We start from the raw sequence: 19,758 nt of genomic DNA on the forward strand, positions 1-19,758 counted from the left end.
CTTGCATTTTTTTCGCAAAATATAACCGCTTGTCATTTTAAGGAAAAATGCCAATGTTAGAAAAAGTTGTCATTGCAAATCGTGGTGAAATAGCGTTACGCATTTTACGCGCGTGTAAAGAACTCGGTATCAAAACGGTAGCAGTTCACTCTACGGCAGATCGTGAACTAAAACACGTTCTTCTTGCAGACGAAACTATTTGTATTGGGCCAGCACCATCAACCAAAAGCTATTTAAACATTCCTGCGATTATTGCTGCAGCAGAAGTTACTGGAGCTGATGCAATCCACCCGGGTTACGGTTTTTTATCTGAAAATGCTAATTTTGCAGAACAAGTAGAAATGTCAGGTTTTACTTTTATCGGCCCAACAGCAGATGTTATTCGTCTAATGGGAGATAAAGTTTCTGCGATCAACGCAATGAAAAAAGCAGGAGTACCTTGTGTACCAGGTTCTGGTGGCCCGATTGGAAATGATGTGCAGAAGAATAAAGAAATCGCCCAAAAAATTGGCTATCCTGTGATTATTAAAGCCTCTGGTGGTGGCGGTGGTCGTGGAATGCGAGTGGTTCATCACGAGAAAGATTTGGAAGAATCTATTGCGATGACAAAAGCAGAAGCGAAAGCTGCATTTAATAACGATATGGTTTATATGGAAAAATACCTAGAAAATCCACGCCATATTGAAATCCAAGTACTTGCAGATACACACGGAAATGCTGTGTATTTAGCAGAACGTGATTGTTCAATGCAACGTCGCCATCAAAAAGTCGTTGAAGAAGCTCCAGCACCAGGTATTACTGAAGAATTACGCAAATTTATCGGTGAGCGTTGTGCCAATGCGTGTATTGAAATTGGCTATCGTGGAGCAGGTACTTTTGAATTCTTATATGAGAATGGTGAGTTTTATTTCATCGAAATGAATACTCGTTTACAAGTAGAACATCCTGTTACAGAAATGATTACAGGTATCGACTTGGTAAAAGAACAACTTCGTGTTGCTGCTGGCTTACCTATTTCAGTTAAACAAGAAGATATTAAAGTGCGTGGACACGCGATTGAGTGCCGTATCAATGCAGAAGATCCAAATACATTTTTACCTTCACCAGGTAAAATCACGCGTTTACATATCCCTGGTGGTTTAGGTGTGCGTTGGGATTCACATATTTACGCAGGTTATTCTGTTCCACCACATTATGACTCAATGATTGGTAAATTGATTACCTACGCTGAAAACCGAGATATTGCGATTCGCCGTATGGAGAATGCATTATCAGAAACTATTATTGAAGGCATTAAAACGAATATCCCACTTCATCAGCAAATTTTATCTGATGAGAACTTCCGTAAAGGTGGTACTAATATCCACTATTTAGAGAAGAAACTAGGGTTGAAATAGTTTAATTTCGATAGAAGTGCTTAAAAAGAGTTCCAAATATTGAGTATATAGAACAAAAATTAAAATAGCCCTTACTTATTTCGTAAGTCAGGGCTATTTTATGAATAGCGTAATGGACTAACAACACGGACAAGCAGGTTTTTCTTCCACTCTTAATCCGTAGGTTGAGAATTTGCCTAAGACGATTTTAATTTCTTCATCGGAAAGCACTGGAACATCAGGTGTAGTAGCAAGAAGTTTAAGGTAGAGCGTAGCTAAAACTTCGATTTCGTGAGCAACCCAAAGTGCCTTCTCTAAATTCACATCTGCAGCAATCATTCCGTGATGTTGCAATAGAATGGCTTTACTTTCTTTGAATCCTTCCTTGACATATTCTGCTAACTGCCAAGTACCAAATGTAGCGTAAGGTACGCAAGGGACTTTATTTGTGCCTGTTACTGCAATCATATAGTGAATTGCAGGGATTGATTTATTTAAAATAGACACGCCTGTGCAGTGGATTGCGTGGTTGTGTACGACAGCATTCAGTTCGGGGCGAACTTGATAAACCGCTTGATGAAATTGCCACTCACTTGACGGCACTTTACCTTGTTCAAAATGCCCATCTTTATCCACATAAACAATATCATCTTCTGTCATTTTTTCATAAGGCATACCTGAAGGGGTTATCAACATTCCATCTTGATAACGAACACTAATATTGCCAGCAGTGCCTTGATTTAACCCTAAGCGAGTCATTTCAAGGCAAGTATCAATAATCTTACGAGAGAGTTCTTTGCGGTTCATTTTTATTTCTCCTATAAATATGTTTTAAATTTATACAATTTGATGATTTGGGCAAACAACGCCCCTTCAAAGTACCAGCAGTCCTTCGAAAATCATCAGTATCAATACATAGCGTTATGCTGTTGGGGTAACCCCTTTTTTCACAATAAGGTTGCCATATTTAGCTAATTCGCCGGTAATCACGACGGCATAAGCGTTTTTTGCTCGTTCATAAAAGGCGAAACGTTCAACACGTTCTACGCTAGGGGCTGTACCATTTACGCTACGGATGGCGTTGAGATAGCGTTGCTCAACACAAGGGTCTAATGAATCGCCTAATACAGCAGACATCATTGCTAAAGGACATTCGACATATTGGTCGAATTCAAAAAGTGGAGTGATTGCTTCAAGTAATGTTGCAATCGTAAGCCCATCTGCTCTAATTACGTTATGATGTAATTGATGAGCGGGAAAATGTGCATCGGCAAAAACTAATTCATCACCGTGTCCCATTTCTGCCAAAGTCTTTAATAAGACGGGGGAAATTGCTGGGTGAATACCTTTTAACATTGATAACTCCTCTTATAAGCGGTCTGTTTTCTATATTTTTTTGCAAAAAATTATGCTTATTTAACCGCTTATTTGTTGATAAATAAGACTATTACTAGAAGGCTCAACACGTTTTACTTGTGGTTTCATTTGTTGTTGTGCTTCGTCAATGCTGTTAAAAACACCTGCACCCGTGAAGGTAAACATTGATGCACCTAATACCGTGGTTTCTGAAAAATCGACCACGTCAATCGGGCGGTTTAATACATCGGCTCGGATTTGGTTCCATAAACGATTTTTCGAACCTCCTCCAACACAAATTAGACTTTCTGCATCAAAATTGCCCACTTCTTGTAATAGCGATAATCCAGCTTTTAAACGGTAAGCCATATATTCCAAGCCAGCTCGGTAAATTTCACCGCGTTCCGTATGCATAGATAAGCCTGAGATAGAGCCAGTTTGTGCTGTGGTACCGTCAAAATTCCCACTTAACCGAACGCCATTGGCACCTGCTGGAACGGTTTCAGCAGATTCGATCATTGTGGCGTAATAGTGTTCTGTGCCAACGACATCACTGAAGAAACGTTTCCCTAACCACTCCATCACCCCTGATGCAACCCATTGCACACCAGGGTTATAGCTATTTGCTTGGCTATCAAATTCAATGGTTAATCCCTGTTGTGCAAACGTCCATTCAGGTTTTGCTTGTTGAGTGCGAGCCATTAAAATTTCCCAAGTACCAGAACTTAATACAGGTTGATTAAATCCTGCTCCTGAGCCGAAAATGGCGAATTGGGTATCGTGTCCGCAAGAGATGACTGGAATTTGTTGTGATAAGCCTAGTTGAGCCATAATTTCTGGCTTTAACGTACCGACTACTTCGCCAGCTGCTTTCATCGGTGGAAAATGTTGTTCATTTAATCCCAGTAGCGAGAGTACTTCGCTATCCCAAGTATCGTTTTCGATGTTGGTCATCATTGATGTCCCAGCCATTGTGCGATCGGTACTCATCACCCCAGTTAAACGGTAAGTTAAGATAGAGGAAATAAATAAGAATTTATCGGTTTTGGCAAAGAGTTCAGGTTTATTCTGTTTTAACCAAAGTAGTTTAAACAGGGTATTAAAGCTGTAATGTCCAACACCGTTACGCTGGAAGAGGGCTTTTACATCTATCAATTCATCAAGGCTATTCATTACAGGAAGCGTTCTCGGGCATTTCCAAGAAATAATAGGATAAAGTGCTTCACCATTGTGATCGAAAATAGTGCCATCAACACCAAAGGTTGTGACAGAAATCCCGACAATATCCTGTTTTTGAGCATCGGTGAGCTGTGCTAAGGTTTTTTCCGCACAGATCATCAACTTAGACCAAATCTCTTCAATATCCCAAATATGATAATCCGCAGATTCTGCTCCTGCTTGGGTGTTATTCGCAATATGGTGTAATGCCAGTAATTTGCCTTGCGAATCAATCGCCACAGTGCGTAAATTGGTCGCCCCACAATCGAAGATGAATGCAATTGCCATTGTGTTCTCCTTGCGTATAAAAGGCTTCCCCCCATAATGAAGGGGGAAGCGTTATGATCATCTATAAAGCGGTCCAAAGTTGGCACAAGCACGATAATCTTGCCCTTCTTTATCCTGACCGAAAGCATTCCAAGCACTTGGACGGAAGACATCTTTGTCCGCCACATTATGCATACAAACAGGAATGCGTAGCATAGATGCTAGGGTGATTAAATCCGCCCCAACGTGGCCATAGGTTGCAACACAGTGGTTGGCTCCCCAATTTGCCATTACTGAATACACGTCTGCAAATGCACCAGTACCTGTCAAGCGTGGTACAAACCAAGTAGTCGGCCAAGTTTCATTGGTACGTTTATTGAGAATATCGTGTACATTTTCAGGAAGATCGATTGACCAGCCTTCAGCAATTTGTAATACCGGCCCAACGCCTTTGACTAGGTTGATACGGTGCATTGTGAATGGCATTCCGCCACGAGTGAGATATTGTGAAGATAAACCGCCGCCACGGAAGTACTCATAAACCGCAGGACACCAACGGGTATTTTCTAGGCAACGTTTACCATCTTCTTCGGTCACTTCCCACGCAGGTTTAATCACTGGATTACCGTTTTGGTCAGTATGTTGCCCTGTACCATCAAGAGCGGCAGAGCCTGAGTTAATCAAGTGAATAAAACCGCTTTCAGGACGGAAACCGGTTACACGCTCTACGGAATCTGGGCTCCAGTAAGTTCTAACATCAGCAAAAATTTGAGCTTGTCCTGTGAGCAAGTGACCAAACAGCATATTCACTGCATTTAATGAGTCATTTTCTGTGGCAAGAATATAAGGTGGTCGAATACCGTTCCAGTCATAAGTCGAATTGAGCATTGCTTCCATAAAGTCACCGTTAGGGCTATGGTCTGTCCAATGACGTTGTCCTTGGAAACCTGCAGCAATGGCGTTATGACCCAAAGCTTCTTCGCCAAAGTTTAACTCGGCTAATTTCGGATTACCGACCATTAAATCGCGAGTGATGATCATCATTTTCACCACTGTTTCCCAAAGTTTTGCTTTCTCTTCGGCATTCATTTGATTTTCGGTAGCATTAACGTCAATGCCTTCTTTGCAGTATTGTTTTACCCAGCCGAGTGCGAGTTCAACCTCTTCTTTGTCATAGATACCACGTTCCATACGGCGAGTTAATTCGGACATATCCACGTATTCATTACGCATACCTAAATAATCTTGGAAGAATTCCTGATTAACGATAGAACCTGCGATCCCCATTGATACCGCACCAATCGCAAGATAAGACTTACCACGCAAGGTTGCGACCGCAAGACCAGCACGAGCAAAGCGGAGTAATTTTTCACGCACATCGCTAGGAATAGACTGATCGCCTGCTTCTTGTACTTCAGTACCATAAATTGAGAACGCAGGTAATCCCATTTGAGTGTGTCCTGCTAGCGCGGCGGCTAAATAAACAGCACCTGGACGTTCTGTACCGTTAAATCCCCAAATTGCTTTTGGCATATGTGGATCCATATCAATGGTTTCTGAACCATAGCACCAACAAGGTGTAACGGTAATGACCACACCGACATTTTCACGTTTGAATTTTTCAGCACAGGCTGCGGCTTCAGCAACGCCACCGATACAGCTATCAGCAATAACACATTCGACAAAATCACCATTGGTGTGGCGAATTTCACTGGTTAGTAAGTTGGCAACGGCTTTTGCCATATTCATTGTTTGATCTTCTAACGATTCACGCACGCCCAAACGACGACCATCGATAGTTGGACGAATACCAATTTTTACGGGTGTAGATTTAAGTTGAGTCATAATAGAGTCCCCTGTTACGTTGAAGTACGATGTGCCTATTGTGCAACTTAGCGTGAAATTTTTAATGGTGGGCTTATGTTTTTGTGAGCCGTATCACAAAAAAAGCGAGATAAGCGGTGGGATAAGGCTATTTTTTTGCAAAAAATACGCCCGATTTGACCGCTATTTTGTCAAATCGGGCAATGGATAAACGTAATAGTTATCTTGATTAAGTCGTAATTAAAATATGGTGTTCCTGACAATATTGCTCAATCAAAGTAGGTGGGTATTGGTTTGTAAACAAAATATCCACATCGGATAAATCACAAAGTTTGATTAAATCTTTCCGATCAAATTTGCTGTTATCGGCAAATAAGAAAATTTGCTTACTGACAGACAGCATTTTACGTTTTAATACCGCATTCATTTCATTGGATTCCCATACTGCTCCATCTGCAATGCCTGTACAAGAAAAAATGGCAATATCAATATGCAAACGAGAAAGAATATGCCCAGAAAGTGAACCGTAGAAAGCGTCATATTTGGCAGAATAAGTGCCTCCTGTGGCGATCACTTCAATGCAGGGTTTATTGGCTAATGCTCGGATATTGTGCATTGAACTAGTAATTACAGTGCAAGGCACATCGGGTAAGATTTGTGCAAAGTTCCAACTGCTTGAGCTAGCATCTAAACCAATCACCGCCCCTTCAAAAAAATGCTCTAACGCCTTTTCTGCAATAGATTTTTTCGCATCGCTATTGATCCGCTGTCTTACCTGAAACGATCGACCGATATCTCGATTTTTATTACTTACCGCTCCGCCGTGAGTTCGGTGTAGGCGATTTTGCTGTGCCAATTGGTTTAAATCTCGGCGAATAGTTTCGACAGAAACATTGAATTTAACCGATAGCTCTTGCACACTCACTTCTTCATATTTTTCCAAGTACGCTAAAATTTCAGAATGCCGAATTTTCATTGACCTAAACTCCGTGGTGATATGTATTGAAAACGTAAATTTTAAGATAAATTGCTAAAAAAAGAATATACTTTAGGCACAATTTGTATGAACTGGGAGCTAGATCACAGTTTCACTCATTGTTAGCTATTTTGACTTTTTAAATTGACAGGAGATTTTATGGATATTCATAAACTCATTGATGCTTTGGGTTCAAAGCAGAACATTAGCGTAGTTGATGCGTGTTTAACTCGTTTGAGAATTGCATTGAAAGATAAAGGATTAGTGAATAAAACCGCATTGGCTGATCTTGGTATTTTAGATGTGGTGGATGTATCCAATGGATTACAGCTAATTCTAGGCACAAAAGCACAACAATATCGTGAAGAGTTGAATGCAGTGCTGAAATAAGCCGATTAACACAAGCATAGCCTTGTATCTGTTCAACGCAGAAACAAGGCTATTTTTTATGGTGATTTACAAGGAGTGCAGTGAGTAAAAGCGTTTCTAAGCGGCTAGATTTGGCGGATTTTTTACCAATTATTCACTCATTTCCCACTTTGCAAATTCCGCATATTCCAGTAATTCTGGAAACTGTTTTATCCATTTTTGCCATTGGATTTTATCGACTTCAAGGGTGATTAAGCGATCGCCAAATTCGTTAAATTTTTCGTGTTGAATACAATTTTGTTGGCGGAATTGTGTGTAAATATGCCCAGCTGTTATGGGGAGCAAAACTTGTTCTGAAACTAACTCATTTTTTAGTCTGATTCGCATTGCTTCAAACAGCAGTTCAATACCTTGCTGATTTTCCGCAGATAAATAGACGGCTATCGGTTTTCCATCATCTTGATATTCAATATGCGGTTCAATACCAGCTAATTTATCGACCTTGTTGAACACCAATAAGGTTGGAATATCAAGGGCGTTAATTTCATCAAGCACTTGATTAACCGCATCAATATTCTCATTTTTTCGCTCATCGGCAGCATCAATAACGTGAAGTAGCAGCGTTGCCTCAGTGGTTTCTTGTAGGGTCGATTTGAATGCAGAAACTAAATCGTGCGGCAAAAAACGAATAAAACCAACGGTATCCGCTAGAATGGTGGTGCCGACATCTTTTACTTCAATTCGGCGTAATGTGGGATCAAGGGTGGCAAAAAGTTGATCGGCAGCATAAACGCCCGCATTGGTTATTGCGTTAAAGAGAGTTGATTTTCCTGCATTGGTATAGCCGACTAAAGAAACAGTCGGAATATCTGCTTTTTGGCGAGTTTTACGATTTTGGTTACGTTGCTTGCTAACTTTTTCCAAACGGTTTTGTAGCTGCTGAATGCGTACTTTAATTAAACGTCGATCGGTTTCAAGCTGAGTTTCCCCTGGCCCACGCAAGCCAACTGCACCGCCTTTTTGCTGATCTTGATTGCCTAAACGGCGTACTAAGCGGGTCGATAAATGACGTAATTGTGCAAGTTCAACTTGGAGTTTCCCTTCGTGCGATCTTGCTCGTTGTGCGAAAATATCTAAAATCAATCCGGTGCGATCCACAACTCGACAGTCACAGAGTGATTGTAAATTCCTTGTTTGTGCAGGGCTTAATTGATGATTCACCAAAACCACCGTTGCACCAAATTGTGTTACTGCATCAGCAATCTCTTGAGCTTTTCCCTGACCTACATAGTATTTGATATGAGGTGCGGAGCGAGATGTGGTTAATGTCGCTACAATTTCAACACCAGCAGATTCAGCTAAAGTTTGAAATTCCAGTAAATTTTCGGTGTCTTTGGTTTGGGAAAGGTAGAGGTGAACTAAAATCGCTCGTTCTTTCGTTTGAGCTTCTTTTGGAGTTGTTGGATTATCTGATATTTCGGTTTGTGCCACTGGCAACAAATCGCCAAACGCAGAAGTTTCCACGTTTGGCTCCGAGTAAAAAGGTAACGTAGTAATGTTGAATTATTCCGCTTTCTCAGCGACTTCGGCAACAGGTTGTTGTGCTTGTGCTGAGTTATTGTTGTTATGAGCAATCGCTCTTGCTGGTACGATAGTTGAAATCGCGTGTTTATAAACCATTTGGCTTACTGTGTTTTTTAATAAAATTACAAATTGGTCGAAAGACTCGATTTGACCTTGTAATTTAATTCCATTGACTAAGTAAATAGACACAGGAATGCGTTCACGACGTAGTGCATTTAAGTATGGATCTTGGAGTGATTGACCTTTTGCCATTGTGTAGTCCCTTCTAGTTATTGTTTTATCGTTGTTTATTGCCGAAGGCAAACCAATCTTATCATAAATTATTTCGCTTTTGCTCCAATTTTTCGATCATTTTTATATAAGCCCCTTGCGGATCCAAGCTATCAAGCCACTCGACCTCACTTGTCCAACCTCTTAACCAAGTAATTTGACGCTTAGCTAATTGACGTGTCGCACAGATGCCTTTGTAAATAGCTTCATCTAAGCTAATTTCGCCTGCTAAATATTCCCACATTTGGCGATAACCGACACAACGAATGGAAGGCAAATCAGGGTGAAGATCTGGACGCTTAAATAGGCGTTGTACTTCTTGCTCAAAACCTAGTTCAATCATTTTATGGAAACGCTGTTCAATACGCTGGTGTAAAACACTTCGCTCTTGGGGAGCGATAGCAAATTGCAGAATATCGTAAGGAATGCTTTCCCCTTGCTGTGCAGTTAGTTCCGTCATTGTTTTTCCTGAAAGATAAAACACTTCTAATGCTCGATTGATTCGCTGACTGTCATTGGGATTGATGCGTTGTGCAGAAATAGGATCAATGTTGAGTAGCTCTTGATGCAAGGTATCCCAGCCAAACTGTGCCGCTTTTGCTTCAATCTCAGCACGAATGTCAGCATCAGCTGAAGGCAAAGGCGATAAGCCTTCTAACAGCCCCTTATAGTAGAGCATAGTGCCACCGACTAATAATGGGATTTTTCCTTGAGCGGTAATTTCAGCCATTTCTCGCAGTGCATCTTCACGAAAGTTTGCTACGGAATAGCTTTCGGCAGGATCGAGAATATCAATCAAACGATGTGGAGCCAGTTGCAATTCAGCTTGGCTTGGTTTGGCAGTGCCAATATCCATTCCTTTATAAATTAATGCTGAATCGACACTAATCACTTCAACTGGTAAGGTTTGGCGGAGCTGAATCGCCAGATCCGTTTTACCTGAAGCGGTAGGTCCCATTAAAAAAATCGCAAGTGGTTTTGACATAGCTGAATGAAATAAAATAATAAGCGGTGAGATTTTACCGAAAATTTGCAAAAAATTCAGCAAATCCTACCGCTTGTGAAGCAGAAAGCCCTGTAAAAATAGGAATAAAAGTATAGGAGACGAGATTTGATCTAGTGATTTGGATTATGAGGATGCATATTTATAACATCTCATTCTTTATAATCCTCTTTATTCAGATTGTATTTATTCATTCTTAAATATAATTTCTTTCTAGGAATTTGTAGGTATGTTGCTGCATCATTTATTTTACCTTGGAATCTATCTAGTACATTGATAATAATATTTTTTTCATATTCTTCCACAAGATCATCTAAAGATAATTCATTTCCATCTTCAGCCTGATAGTATAAATTATCATTAGATATAACAACACCGACAGCATATAATTCAGCCATATTGATTAATTGGTTTATGTTGCCTTGCCATTGCCTTGATAATAATCCCTTCACATAGTTATCTGATATATTTGGTTTTTTCTTGTTCAAATTATCACAAGTTATGGATACAAAATGTCGGAATAGTAACTCTATATCATTTCCTCTGTAAGATAAGGGAACACATTCTACTTGAGTTAGTGAAAATATATAAAAAAGTTCAGGTAGTAGCCCAAATTTCTGTAATAATTCTTGAGGTGAATATTGGCTAATGCCTACCAATCTCATAGCTCCACTCTTATTTTTAATGGTGTTAGCTAGTTTTTTCTGAGATTTTATTGTCAGAAATTCAATGTTTTTAATAATAACAAATGAGTTTTCATTATTGAAATCTCCGTCTAAGATATTATCAAAGTCATCTATATCAAATTCAGAAAATAGCTCGATAAATTTCTTGTTTGGGAATTTATCTTTACATAAATCATATAAATAATTTGCAGATAATGTTCTTCCTGTTCCATCTTCTCCAAATATAAATATGGATAAATCGGTTTCTGATAATTTATATAATCTATCTCTTAATTGTTTAATCCATTGGCTCTTACCAATAAATGCACTTTCTAACTTTTCTTTTTTATTTAATTTTCTACTAAGATGATTCTCTCGTATTTCCAATGCAAGCTCAATTTGCTTAAGAAGATCTTCTGGATAAATTGGCTTCTCTATAAAATAAAATGCTCCTTTTTGCATTGCTTTTATCGCCATTGGAACATCGCCGTGTCCAGTGATAAAAATAACTGGTAAATGGCAATCCTTTTTCTGAATTTCGGTAAGCAAGTCCCAGCCACTCAACTCTGGCATATAAATATCGCTAACAATAATGCCATTCCAATTTTCATCTATCAAGTTTATCGCTTGTACAGGATTGCTAGATATTATTGGAGAATATCCTTCTAATTCCAGCAAATCTTTATATGCTATTAGTACATCTTCATCATCATCAATTAATAATACGTTACCTTTACTCATCATCATTCTCTATAGGAAAAGTTAATATAACAACTGCATTTTTATTTATTGTAGATGCAAAGGATAAATGTCCATTAAGCCTTTCAATAATCATTTTGCAAATAGTGATCCCTAAACCCAACCCTATATCTTTACTGGTATAGAATGGCTCAGATATTCTATCAAATTTATCAATGTCCCACCCACAACCATTGTCGCTTATAATAATCTGAATTTCATTTATATTTTCTATAATATCTATATTAATAGCTGCCTCACCTTTGGTCGCCTCTATTGAGTTAGTGAAAATATTTATAAAAACTTGTTCCAAAAGTATATTGTTTCCTAGAATATGACTATTACCATTGACAAATACTTCTAACCTCTTTGATGTATTTACGCTCTCTAATATTTCCCAAGCATTATATATAACAGTTCTAATATCTACATTCTCAGACAGATTATGTTCTTCTATCTTGCGTGTGAAATGCCTTAACCCTTTTATAATTTTTGTTATTCTGATAATTAGTTGCTCAATCTTATTTACTACTTCTAAGGAGTTATTGTCACAACTCTGTTTCAATATTCTTTTTAAGTTAAATAGATAGATTGTTATTGCATTCAATGGTTGATTTATTTCGTGGGATAACATAGTCATTGTTTGACCAACAACGGCTAATTTAGAAGTTTGAATTAGCTCATCTTGGGTTTTTCTTAGATTTCTCTCTATATCAATTTTTTCTTGTGTTATTTTAATATATTTTTTTAGAAATTTTGATATCTGAGATATTTCATCTCCACCATTAACATCTAAATCAATGTTGTTTTTTCCGTTATTTAATTCAGATATATTGTTAATTAGCTGTGAAAATCTATCTGTCACTCTTTTTCGTATGTATAGGCTATTTATAATAAATATGGCAAAACAAGAAATAGAAATAAAAAATAATAATATTATTCCACTGTTTCTTGTTTCTGTTTTTAGCGTTATGTTTAAGGTATTAAATTTATCTTTATAATCATTTAGGTGTTGATTAATAATCTTTTTGCTTTCTTCAATGACTATATTTTTCCTTGCTAGTACATCAGCATATAGTTTATCATTCTCAATAATTATGTCTATTATATTTCTTAATTCATTATCTGCAAAATCGTATAAAGATAGCACCATTTTATTCAAGGTCAAGATACTTAATTTGTTAGAATTAATGGATTTAACTTCCTCATTTAGTTTGGCTGCTAGCTGAATAAAATCAGAATAATTACTACCTGTGCTAATTTCGTTTAGATCGTATATAAATTGCATCAACTCATTTCTTATTTGTTCTTTTAAGATAGATAAATGATAGATTAGATTAAATTCTTCCTGTATCTCATTACTAACATCATCATTATTATGTAAACTATTTATACTATTTTGTTGCCAGTGTAATTCATTAAAAAATGCAATGGTTTCACTATTGAAATCATCATTTACCCATTGGATTCTAGTTAATAGCTCTTGCTTTTTCTTCTCAATTAGAAGGTTTCTATCAATAATATAGTCTAGTTTTGAAATTAACTCTGATAATTCATATAGGTTGTCTTCTAAGTTTATACCCTTATCTAAAATCAATCTACGATTAGATTCCTCTATTTCTGATAATTGAGAATGTAGTTGTTTTATCATAGATTTGGCAGTGTAGTTATTTTTACTAGCTGTTAACTTATTCAAATCAACAATAAATCTAGAGATATCTTCTTCCAATTTAATTATCGCATTGGTTTTAGGGAAATAATCATCTAAGATATAACTTACTTGCTTAGTTTGGCTATACCAAGAAATTAAACTAATTGCTCCCATCATTAAAATTATCATTACACCAAATAGAAATGATAACTTTAGTGTTCTAGCTACTCCGATATTTCTAATCATTCTATATTCTCTAAAAGATCAAGTGCCTTATTTATTTTTGTCTGGAAGAAAGATTCCCATAATTTTTCTTGCTGATGCAGAAATGCTTTATCCTCTTTTAATTTAGTTAAGAATACAATATCTTTTGACTTTTCTTCAGATATGGGAATCATTGTTATTAAATTTCGGATTTCATTTAGTCTCCTTTTTTTCTCTGCTTCTTTTTTATTGATTAATTTCCATATTTGTTTGAGTTGTCCTAACCTAAATGTTATGGATACATCAAATAACTTTTGAATTAGGAACTCTCTATGATGGAGTAAATCATAATCTAACTTTGATTGATTAAATAGATGTTGTTGATGAGCATAGAGCGGACTTTTGCTGTCTATTTCATTTAATGGAAACTTATCCATATTAGCTTTTGTTAGTAGCTCTTGTCCGTTATTACTCAACAAGAATGAGATAAATTTAATTGCCTCTTTTTTATTTTTACTATTTTTGTGAATCGCAATAAAAGTAGGAGACATAATATTTTGAGGAAAATAACTGAATCCTAAATTGCTATCTGACAGTACGTTATTGGCATAACTGTCAATAGTAATTCCTGCTGTGGATACCCCCATCTGTACTTTATCGATTACACTAAAACTTCTTGATGAAATTAAAGATAAATTTCCCGATAATGTTAATAAATTTTTCCAGCCATTATCCCACCCTCTTTGTTGGAAAAGCATTTCTAAAATTATCGAATGTGTACCTGAGCGAGAAGGGGAACTCATTACCAAATTATTGGCATATTTAGCATCAAATAAATCTTCCCAATCTTTGGGCGGATACAATCCCATCGTAGTTAAATTTTTCTTATTAAATAAAATACCATATCCTGAAAAAGCAATCGCAGTTACCGATTTATTCAGACTTGATGGTACAAATCTTTCACTTCTTAGGTCATTGGGTAGAGGATACAGTAACTCTTTATCTATAAGATGTTTAAATAGTATGGGAGATGAGCTTAATACAATATCAATATCTTCTACATCGTGTCTAAACACTAGTCTTTCTAGTGATGATGAAGTTCTATTAATAATCCTGATACTCTGTTTGGGCTCTATTTTTTTCCAATATTCAATAAGATGATGTGTTGATTCTGGTGAGAATGTTGTGCCGATTACTAGTTGCTCGGCATAAGTAAATCTAAAGGTCACTATAAATAGTATTAGCCATAGTATTTTCATTATATACCCTCAATATATTTTGTGATATTGATCACATATTTTAAAAAAATTATATCTTTACTATTAACCATATTGTTCCAAGAATACCCAATTTATCTGTTATATAATAGATTTAATGTTATAAAGTTTATTTATGTGTCATAACTGACACATTTATTTTTGTCTATGGGTGATATTTAACTCATTTTCCCTAATTTTATTTTCATTGGTAATTATAATACTATATCTTAGCAACCTAAATTTCTTAGGTAAATCAACAAATAATATCATTATTTTCACAAGAGGATCATTATATGCTCTCTTTCTTACAATCAAAACCGGGTACTCCAATACCCGAACAAGAAATACGTGAACGTTATAATCGTTTAAGATGGCACGCACTGTTTGGCATATTTATAGGCTATGTTGCTTATTATATTTTGCGTAATAATTTCCTGTTATCATCTCCTGAACTCATCAGTGATTTTGGATTCACGAAAAAAGATATTGGCTTTATTTCTGGCACAATGTTGATTGTGTATGGTATTAGTAAAGGTGTTATGTCCGCTTTGGCAGATAAATCCAATCCAAAACATTTTATGATATTTGGATTGGTGATGTCAGCTGTAGTTAATTTATTAATGGGCTTTACAGCTTCATTTTGGATATTTCTGTTTTTATGTGTAATGAATGGAATATTCCAAGGTATGGGAGCTGGTCCTGCTTATGTTGTATTAGCGAGCTGGTTCCCTAGAAAGTCACGTGGAGTAACTACTGCTATTTTTAATATTTCTCACAATGTTGGTGGAGGATTAGTCGCCCCTATCGCTGGTGCAAGTATTGCTTGGCTTGGTCAGGAACATTGGCAATCAGCACATTTTATTGTACCTGCTGCAATTGCGGCTGTGATTGCTATCATTTTTTACATTTTTGGTGCTGGTCGTACATATAATGAAGGTCTTCCGCCAATGGGGAAAATTCTGCAAAATGAAAACGAAGAACTTATTGTTACCAAAGATGAAAATATTGAGCTAACAACTTGGCAGATCTTTACCCAATACATTGTAAAAGATATTAATGTATGGTTTGTATCGTTTATTGATGTATTTACTTATATGATCCGTTTCGGTGTATTGACTTGGTTACCTTTATATCTTCTTGAAACTAAAGGTTTTTCTAAAGGGCAAATGTCAGCTGCATTTGCTATTTTTGAATGGGCAGCGATTCCATCTACGTTACTAGCAGGGTGGGTTACTGATACCTATTTCAAAGGAAAACGTATGCCATTAGCCATTATTACGTTAGTCGGTGTTGGACTCGCAATGTTTGCTTATTGGGGCGGGCAAGATCTTCTTACCGTTACAATTGGTGCAGGTGTGATAGGTTGCTTAATTTATGTTCCAATGTTCCTTTCGTCACTCCAAACAATTGAGTTAGTTCCTTCATTCGCAGCAGGATCAGCTACGGGGCTTAGAGGATTGTTAAGTTATATCCTAGGTAGTTTCTCTGGAACGGCATTATTTGGGATTTTAGCAGAACGCTTTGGTTGGGATGCTGGTTTCTACTTATTACTATTTGCGGTAGTCGCTTGTATTTTCTGCTGTTATATGACCCATCGAGGCGTGGTGAAATTAGAAAAAGCAAAACTTAAATAGTTAATCCTACAAAGTGTTAAAGTGCTTAGTACAATAAGCATCAACCTTTAACCTTATATCGTAAGCAATGTGAATACAACTGTACTCACATTGCTTTTTCAATTTCTAGTTAAATAAAAAAGTTGCTAGCAATTTCGTCACTGCTAGCAACTATTTAATTCAATAGACTAAAAATTGGTTTAGTATTGAGATACTAATTAGCCTAATTTTTTGATTTGAGCAACTAATTTAGATTTGTGGTTAGCTGCTTTGTTAGCGTGGATTAAGCCTTTAGATGCCATACGATCCACTACTTTTTGCATTTCAACGAAAGCTGCTTCTGAAGCTGCTTTATCGCCAGTTGCTACTGCTGCGTAAACTTTTTTGATGAATGTACGCATCATTGAGCGTTGGCTTGCGTTGTGTTGGCGACGTTTTTCAGATTGAATCGCGCGTTTTTTTGCTGACTTGATATTAGCCAAGGTCAAACTCCTAAAAATATCTGTGTAAAAATAAAAAACATAAAAAGAGAATAACCTAACTTTTTATGTGCTATCGATAGTTTAAAGATTCATTTTCAACGAGACACGTGCTTGAAAATAACATCGTTTCACGCAAGAACAGTTCTTGTGTAAAAGATAGAGAGCGATTTTATCAGTTTTTTTCTGATTTTCCTACAACAAACTGCTAAAATTCCGATCAATTTTCAATGAGTAAAGAGAAAGCTTGTGAGTAAGAAGTTATTAAGATCGGGGATCATTGTCAGTTTTATGACCCTTATTTCTCGTGTGTTGGGGCTAGTTCGAGATGTGGTTGTTGCCAATTTGCTTGGTACTGGCGTGGCGGCAGATGTATTTTTATTTGCCAACCGTATTCCCAATTTTTTACGCCGATTATTTGCGGAAGGGGCATTTTCTAAAGCTTTTGTGCCGGTATTGGCAGAATATAATGCCGATAATGATCCGCATAAAACCCGAGAGTTTATTGCCAAAGTGTCTGGCACATTAGGCGGATTAGTTTCAATTGTCACTTTGGTGGCAATGGTTGCCTCGCCCGTTGTTGCTGCATTATTTGGTACAGGCTGGTTTATTGACTGGCTACAAGATGGCCCGAGTGCAGAAAAATTTACCCAAGCATCGCTATTATTAAAAATTACGTTTCCTTATTTATGGTTTATTACTTTTGTAGCCTTGGCTGGTGCAGTGTTGAATACCTTAGGTAAGTTCGGCGTAATGGCGTTTTCCCCCGTATTATTGAATGTCGCTATTATTGCTGTAGCCATTTGGGCATCGCCCTATTTTGAATCTGCCGACGTGGCATTGGCTTGGGGGGTATTTTTAGGTGGATTACTTCAATTCTTATTCCAATTACCTTTCTTAAAAAAAGAAGGCCTATTAGTTAAACCACAATGGGCGTGGCACGATGAAGGCGTAAAAAAAGTTCGCACATTGATGATTCCTGCACTGTTCGGTGTATCGGTTACACAGCTCAATTTACTCTTAAATCAAGTGATTGCCAGTTTTTTAGTTACAGGCTCAATTAGTTGGCTTTACTATGCCGATCGTATGATCGAATTTCCTTTAGGATTATTTGGGATTGCCATCTCTACGGTTATTTTACCGAGCCTTTCTCGTATCGCTAAACAGAAAGAGCTAACAACACAGCAACGAGCTGATAGCTTTGCTCAAACGATGGATTGGGGCGTTAGAATGGTATTACTACTTGGTGTACCCGCAATGATTGGCATTGCAATTTTGGCTGAGCCGTTAATGATGACGATGTTTATGCGTGGTAAGTTTCAGCTTGTTGATGTTGTAGCATCAGCTAACGCATTGTTTGTAATGTGTTTTGGGCTAATTAGCTATATGTTGATTAACGTTTTAGCCAATGGGTTTTATGCCCATCAGAATACAAAAACTCCTGTTCGAATTGGAATTATTGCTGCAATCAGTAATATTTGTCTTGGTGTATTGGCCATTCCATTTGGATACATTGGATTAGCAATGGCGTCTGCCTTATCTGCGCTGGTGAATGCTACATTACTATATCGTGGGTTGATGAAAAATCAGGTGTATAAAATTAGTAATAAAACCATTCTATTCAGCCTAAAACTGCTGATTGCAGGCTGTATTATGGGGGCTTTTGTTTCTTATTTCTCTCCTGAATTACATCAATGGACGTTGCTTTCAATTTGGGGAAAAATCCACTGGCTTATTTGGTTAATTTCTCTTGCTGCAATTACCTATTTTGCTACCTTAATTGCATTAGGTGTTCGTCCTAGAGATATTGTTATGGTTACAACATAGATTATCTTATTTTGCAGTATTCAATACTTGATGAATAAAGCCATTTGACTGACTCAATCGCATTTTTGCTTCTTCTGCTGATATTTTTAAAAGTAGCATTACAATCGCAACCTTACATTCCCCATTCGCTTTTTGTAATGCTAACTCTGCTTCCAATCTTTCACACTGTGTAGCTTGCATAACAATATTTTTTTGTCGTTCGACTAATTTTGCATTGGTGGCAACAACATCAACCATCAAATTACCAAACACTTTACCCGTTTTAATCATTGCACCTGTCGTTAGCATATTTAAAATTAATTTTTGAGCAGTTCCTGCTTTCATTCTTGATGAGCCAGTAATAACTTCAGCTCCAACAATTGGGGTAATTGCAATATTTGATGATACAGCCAATTGAGAGTTCGGATTACAGCTTATTCCAATTGTGGTACATCCTATTTCCAGAGCATATTCGATTCCAGATAAAACATAAGGTGTTCTTCCACTTGCCGCAATTCCAACAAGAACATCTTTGTTATTTAATGCAATATTATTTAGGTCCTGTATTGCAAATTCACGATTATCCTCTGCATTTTCAACTGCTTTTAATATGGCAGGATAGCCGCCAGCGATTAATCCGATAACCTGATCGCTTGGAGTTCCAAAAGTTGGTGGACATTCACTTGCATCTAAAATACCTAAACGTCCAGAAGTCCCTGCACCGAGATAAATTAGTCTTCCTCCACGATTAAAGCTACTAGCGATTAAATCAACGGCTTTAGCGATTTCTGGCAATACTTTTTGTACAGCAAGTGCAACCTTTTGATCTTCGTGGTTTATCACTTTAAGCATATCTAAGGTTGAAAGTTGATCAATATTTTGGCTTGCCGTATTTTGGCTCTCGGTGATCAACTGATTGATTGAAACCATCATTAAAAATTTCCTATAACTAAACTAATTGTGATTATTTTATTCTAAATTAACTGATAGTAGAGAATAATTTGCTTTATTTGAGAAGGTAACTACGAACGTTAAATTAGAAAAGGAAAAGGGCTTAATCCGATATATCGAATAAGCCCTTTGAATCATAGTCTATGGAT

General features: G+C 37.1%; 17 protein-coding genes. 4 read left to right on the forward strand and 13 right to left on the reverse strand.

Annotation, left to right across the window (positions count from 1 at the left end; translation table 11 throughout):
- The first annotated feature begins 53 nt into the window (after window positions 1-53).
- Window positions 54-1,397 carry an acetyl-CoA carboxylase biotin carboxylase subunit gene (gene accC / locus ACWIW0_RS05630; RefSeq protein ID WP_157395665.1) on the forward strand — a complete coding sequence of 448 codons (1,344 nt, stop codon included), beginning with the start codon at window positions 54-56 and terminating at the stop codon, window positions 1,395-1,397.
- A gap of 117 nt (window positions 1,398-1,514) precedes the next feature.
- On the opposite strand, the gene fucA is transcribed toward accC, so the two are convergent.
- The 5 genes from fucA to ACWIW0_RS05655 form a co-directional block, all read right to left on the reverse strand.
- Window positions 1,515-2,183, reverse strand: a complete 669-nt coding sequence (gene fucA, locus ACWIW0_RS05635; protein ID WP_454446191.1) for an L-fuculose-phosphate aldolase — start codon at window positions 2,181-2,183, stop codon at window positions 1,515-1,517.
- A 114-nt stretch (window positions 2,184-2,297) separates the two neighbouring features.
- The gene (gene fucU, locus ACWIW0_RS05640) at window positions 2,298-2,732 is read right to left on the reverse strand and encodes an L-fucose mutarotase (protein ID WP_454446192.1); all 435 of its coding nucleotides are present in this window, start codon (window positions 2,730-2,732) and stop codon (window positions 2,298-2,300) included.
- Window positions 2,733-2,792: 60 nt separating this feature from the next.
- Window positions 2,793-4,238, reverse strand: a complete 1,446-nt coding sequence (gene fucK, locus ACWIW0_RS05645; RefSeq protein WP_454452555.1) for an L-fuculokinase — start codon at window positions 4,236-4,238, stop codon at window positions 2,793-2,795.
- Between the two features lie 57 nt (window positions 4,239-4,295).
- Entirely contained in the window at window positions 4,296-6,062 is a 1,767-nt protein-coding gene (fucI, locus tag ACWIW0_RS05650; RefSeq protein WP_454452556.1) for an L-fucose isomerase, read from the reverse strand.
- A 208-nt stretch (window positions 6,063-6,270) separates the two neighbouring features.
- On the reverse strand, window positions 6,271-7,017 hold the full coding sequence (locus ACWIW0_RS05655; protein WP_454452557.1) for a DeoR/GlpR family DNA-binding transcription regulator: 747 nt from the start codon (window positions 7,015-7,017) through the stop codon (window positions 6,271-6,273).
- Window positions 7,018-7,176: 159 nt separating this feature from the next.
- Between ACWIW0_RS05655 and ACWIW0_RS05660 the strand changes: the two genes are divergently transcribed.
- Window positions 7,177-7,407: a PTS transporter subunit EIIB gene (locus ACWIW0_RS05660; protein ID WP_454452558.1), complete on the forward strand. Its 231-nt coding sequence runs from the start codon at window positions 7,177-7,179 to the stop codon at window positions 7,405-7,407.
- Between the two features lie 129 nt (window positions 7,408-7,536).
- On the opposite strand, the gene hflX is transcribed toward ACWIW0_RS05660, so the two are convergent.
- The 6 genes from hflX to ACWIW0_RS05690 all read right to left on the reverse strand — a co-directional run bounded on the left by hflX (window position 7,537) and on the right by ACWIW0_RS05690 (window position 14,760).
- Window positions 7,537-8,877, reverse strand: a complete 1,341-nt coding sequence (gene hflX / locus ACWIW0_RS05665) for a ribosome rescue GTPase HflX (protein WP_454452581.1) — start codon at window positions 8,875-8,877, stop codon at window positions 7,537-7,539.
- Between the two features lie 72 nt (window positions 8,878-8,949).
- Window positions 8,950-9,222: an RNA chaperone Hfq gene (gene hfq / locus ACWIW0_RS05670; RefSeq protein ID WP_454452559.1), complete on the reverse strand. Its 273-nt coding sequence runs from the start codon at window positions 9,220-9,222 to the stop codon at window positions 8,950-8,952.
- Between the two features lie 61 nt (window positions 9,223-9,283).
- Entirely contained in the window at window positions 9,284-10,225 is a 942-nt protein-coding gene (gene miaA, locus ACWIW0_RS05675; RefSeq protein ID WP_454452560.1) for a tRNA (adenosine(37)-N6)-dimethylallyltransferase MiaA, read from the reverse strand.
- A gap of 170 nt (window positions 10,226-10,395) precedes the next feature.
- The gene (locus tag ACWIW0_RS05680; RefSeq protein WP_454452561.1) at window positions 10,396-11,655 is read right to left on the reverse strand and encodes a sigma-54-dependent transcriptional regulator; all 1,260 of its coding nucleotides are present in this window, start codon (window positions 11,653-11,655) and stop codon (window positions 10,396-10,398) included.
- Window positions 11,642-13,543 carry an ATP-binding protein gene (locus ACWIW0_RS05685; RefSeq protein WP_454452562.1) on the reverse strand — a complete coding sequence of 634 codons (1,902 nt, stop codon included), beginning with the start codon at window positions 13,541-13,543 and terminating at the stop codon, window positions 11,642-11,644. Before ACWIW0_RS05685 ends, ACWIW0_RS05680 begins: the two co-directional genes overlap by 14 nt.
- Window positions 13,540-14,760: an ABC transporter substrate-binding protein gene (locus ACWIW0_RS05690; protein ID WP_454452563.1), complete on the reverse strand. Its 1,221-nt coding sequence runs from the start codon at window positions 14,758-14,760 to the stop codon at window positions 13,540-13,542. Before ACWIW0_RS05690 ends, ACWIW0_RS05685 begins: the two co-directional genes overlap by 4 nt.
- Window positions 14,761-15,053: 293 nt before the next feature.
- On the opposite strand from ACWIW0_RS05690, the gene ACWIW0_RS05695 reads away from it, so the two are divergent.
- Window positions 15,054-16,394: an MFS transporter gene (locus ACWIW0_RS05695; RefSeq protein WP_454452564.1), complete on the forward strand. Its 1,341-nt coding sequence runs from the start codon at window positions 15,054-15,056 to the stop codon at window positions 16,392-16,394.
- A gap of 197 nt (window positions 16,395-16,591) precedes the next feature.
- Here the strand turns inward: ACWIW0_RS05695 and rpsT are convergent, their stop codons facing one another.
- Entirely contained in the window at window positions 16,592-16,855 is a 264-nt protein-coding gene (gene rpsT / locus ACWIW0_RS05700) for a 30S ribosomal protein S20 (RefSeq protein ID WP_157393734.1), read from the reverse strand.
- Between the two features lie 246 nt (window positions 16,856-17,101).
- On the opposite strand from rpsT, the gene murJ reads away from it, so the two are divergent.
- Window positions 17,102-18,679 (forward strand): murein biosynthesis integral membrane protein MurJ, encoded by a 1,578-nt coding sequence (murJ, locus tag ACWIW0_RS05705; protein ID WP_454452565.1) that lies wholly within the window; start codon window positions 17,102-17,104, stop codon window positions 18,677-18,679.
- 6 nt (window positions 18,680-18,685) lie between these two features.
- On the opposite strand, the gene murQ is transcribed toward murJ, so the two are convergent.
- On the reverse strand, window positions 18,686-19,588 hold the full coding sequence (gene murQ, locus ACWIW0_RS05710) for an N-acetylmuramic acid 6-phosphate etherase (protein WP_454452582.1): 903 nt from the start codon (window positions 19,586-19,588) through the stop codon (window positions 18,686-18,688).
- Window positions 19,589-19,758: the final 170 nt, after the last annotated feature.

Source organism: Ursidibacter sp. B-7004-1, assembly GCF_053654055.1.

Bases quoted from the DNA above. Each gene is read 5' to 3' on its own strand.
- fucK (WP_454452555.1), bottom strand. From the start codon at position 4,238: ATGGCAATTGCATTCATCTTCGATTGTGGGGCGACCAATTTACGCACT.
- ACWIW0_RS05690 (WP_454452563.1), bottom strand. From the start codon at position 14,760: ATGAAAATACTATGGCTAATACTATTTATAGTGACCTTTAGATTTACT.
- fucU (WP_454446192.1), bottom strand. From the start codon at position 2,732: ATGTTAAAAGGTATTCACCCAGCAATTTCCCCCGTCTTATTAAAGACT.
- fucI (WP_454452556.1), bottom strand. From the start codon at position 6,062: ATGACTCAACTTAAATCTACACCCGTAAAAATTGGTATTCGTCCAACT.
- accC (WP_157395665.1), top strand. From the start codon at position 54: ATGTTAGAAAAAGTTGTCATTGCAAATCGTGGTGAAATAGCGTTACGC.
- ACWIW0_RS05660 (WP_454452558.1), top strand. From the start codon at position 7,177: ATGGATATTCATAAACTCATTGATGCTTTGGGTTCAAAGCAGAACATT.
- ACWIW0_RS05685 (WP_454452562.1), bottom strand. From the start codon at position 13,543: ATGATTAGAAATATCGGAGTAGCTAGAACACTAAAGTTATCATTTCTA.
- fucA (WP_454446191.1), bottom strand. From the start codon at position 2,183: ATGAACCGCAAAGAACTCTCTCGTAAGATTATTGATACTTGCCTTGAA.
- hfq (WP_454452559.1), bottom strand. From the start codon at position 9,222: ATGGCAAAAGGTCAATCACTCCAAGATCCATACTTAAATGCACTACGT.
- miaA (WP_454452560.1), bottom strand. From the start codon at position 10,225: ATGTCAAAACCACTTGCGATTTTTTTAATGGGACCTACCGCTTCAGGT.
- ACWIW0_RS05680 (WP_454452561.1), bottom strand. From the start codon at position 11,655: ATGATGATGAGTAAAGGTAACGTATTATTAATTGATGATGATGAAGAT.
- ACWIW0_RS05655 (WP_454452557.1), bottom strand. From the start codon at position 7,017: ATGAAAATTCGGCATTCTGAAATTTTAGCGTACTTGGAAAAATATGAA.
- ACWIW0_RS05695 (WP_454452564.1), top strand. From the start codon at position 15,054: ATGCTCTCTTTCTTACAATCAAAACCGGGTACTCCAATACCCGAACAA.
- murQ (WP_454452582.1), bottom strand. From the start codon at position 19,588: ATGGTTTCAATCAATCAGTTGATCACCGAGAGCCAAAATACGGCAAGC.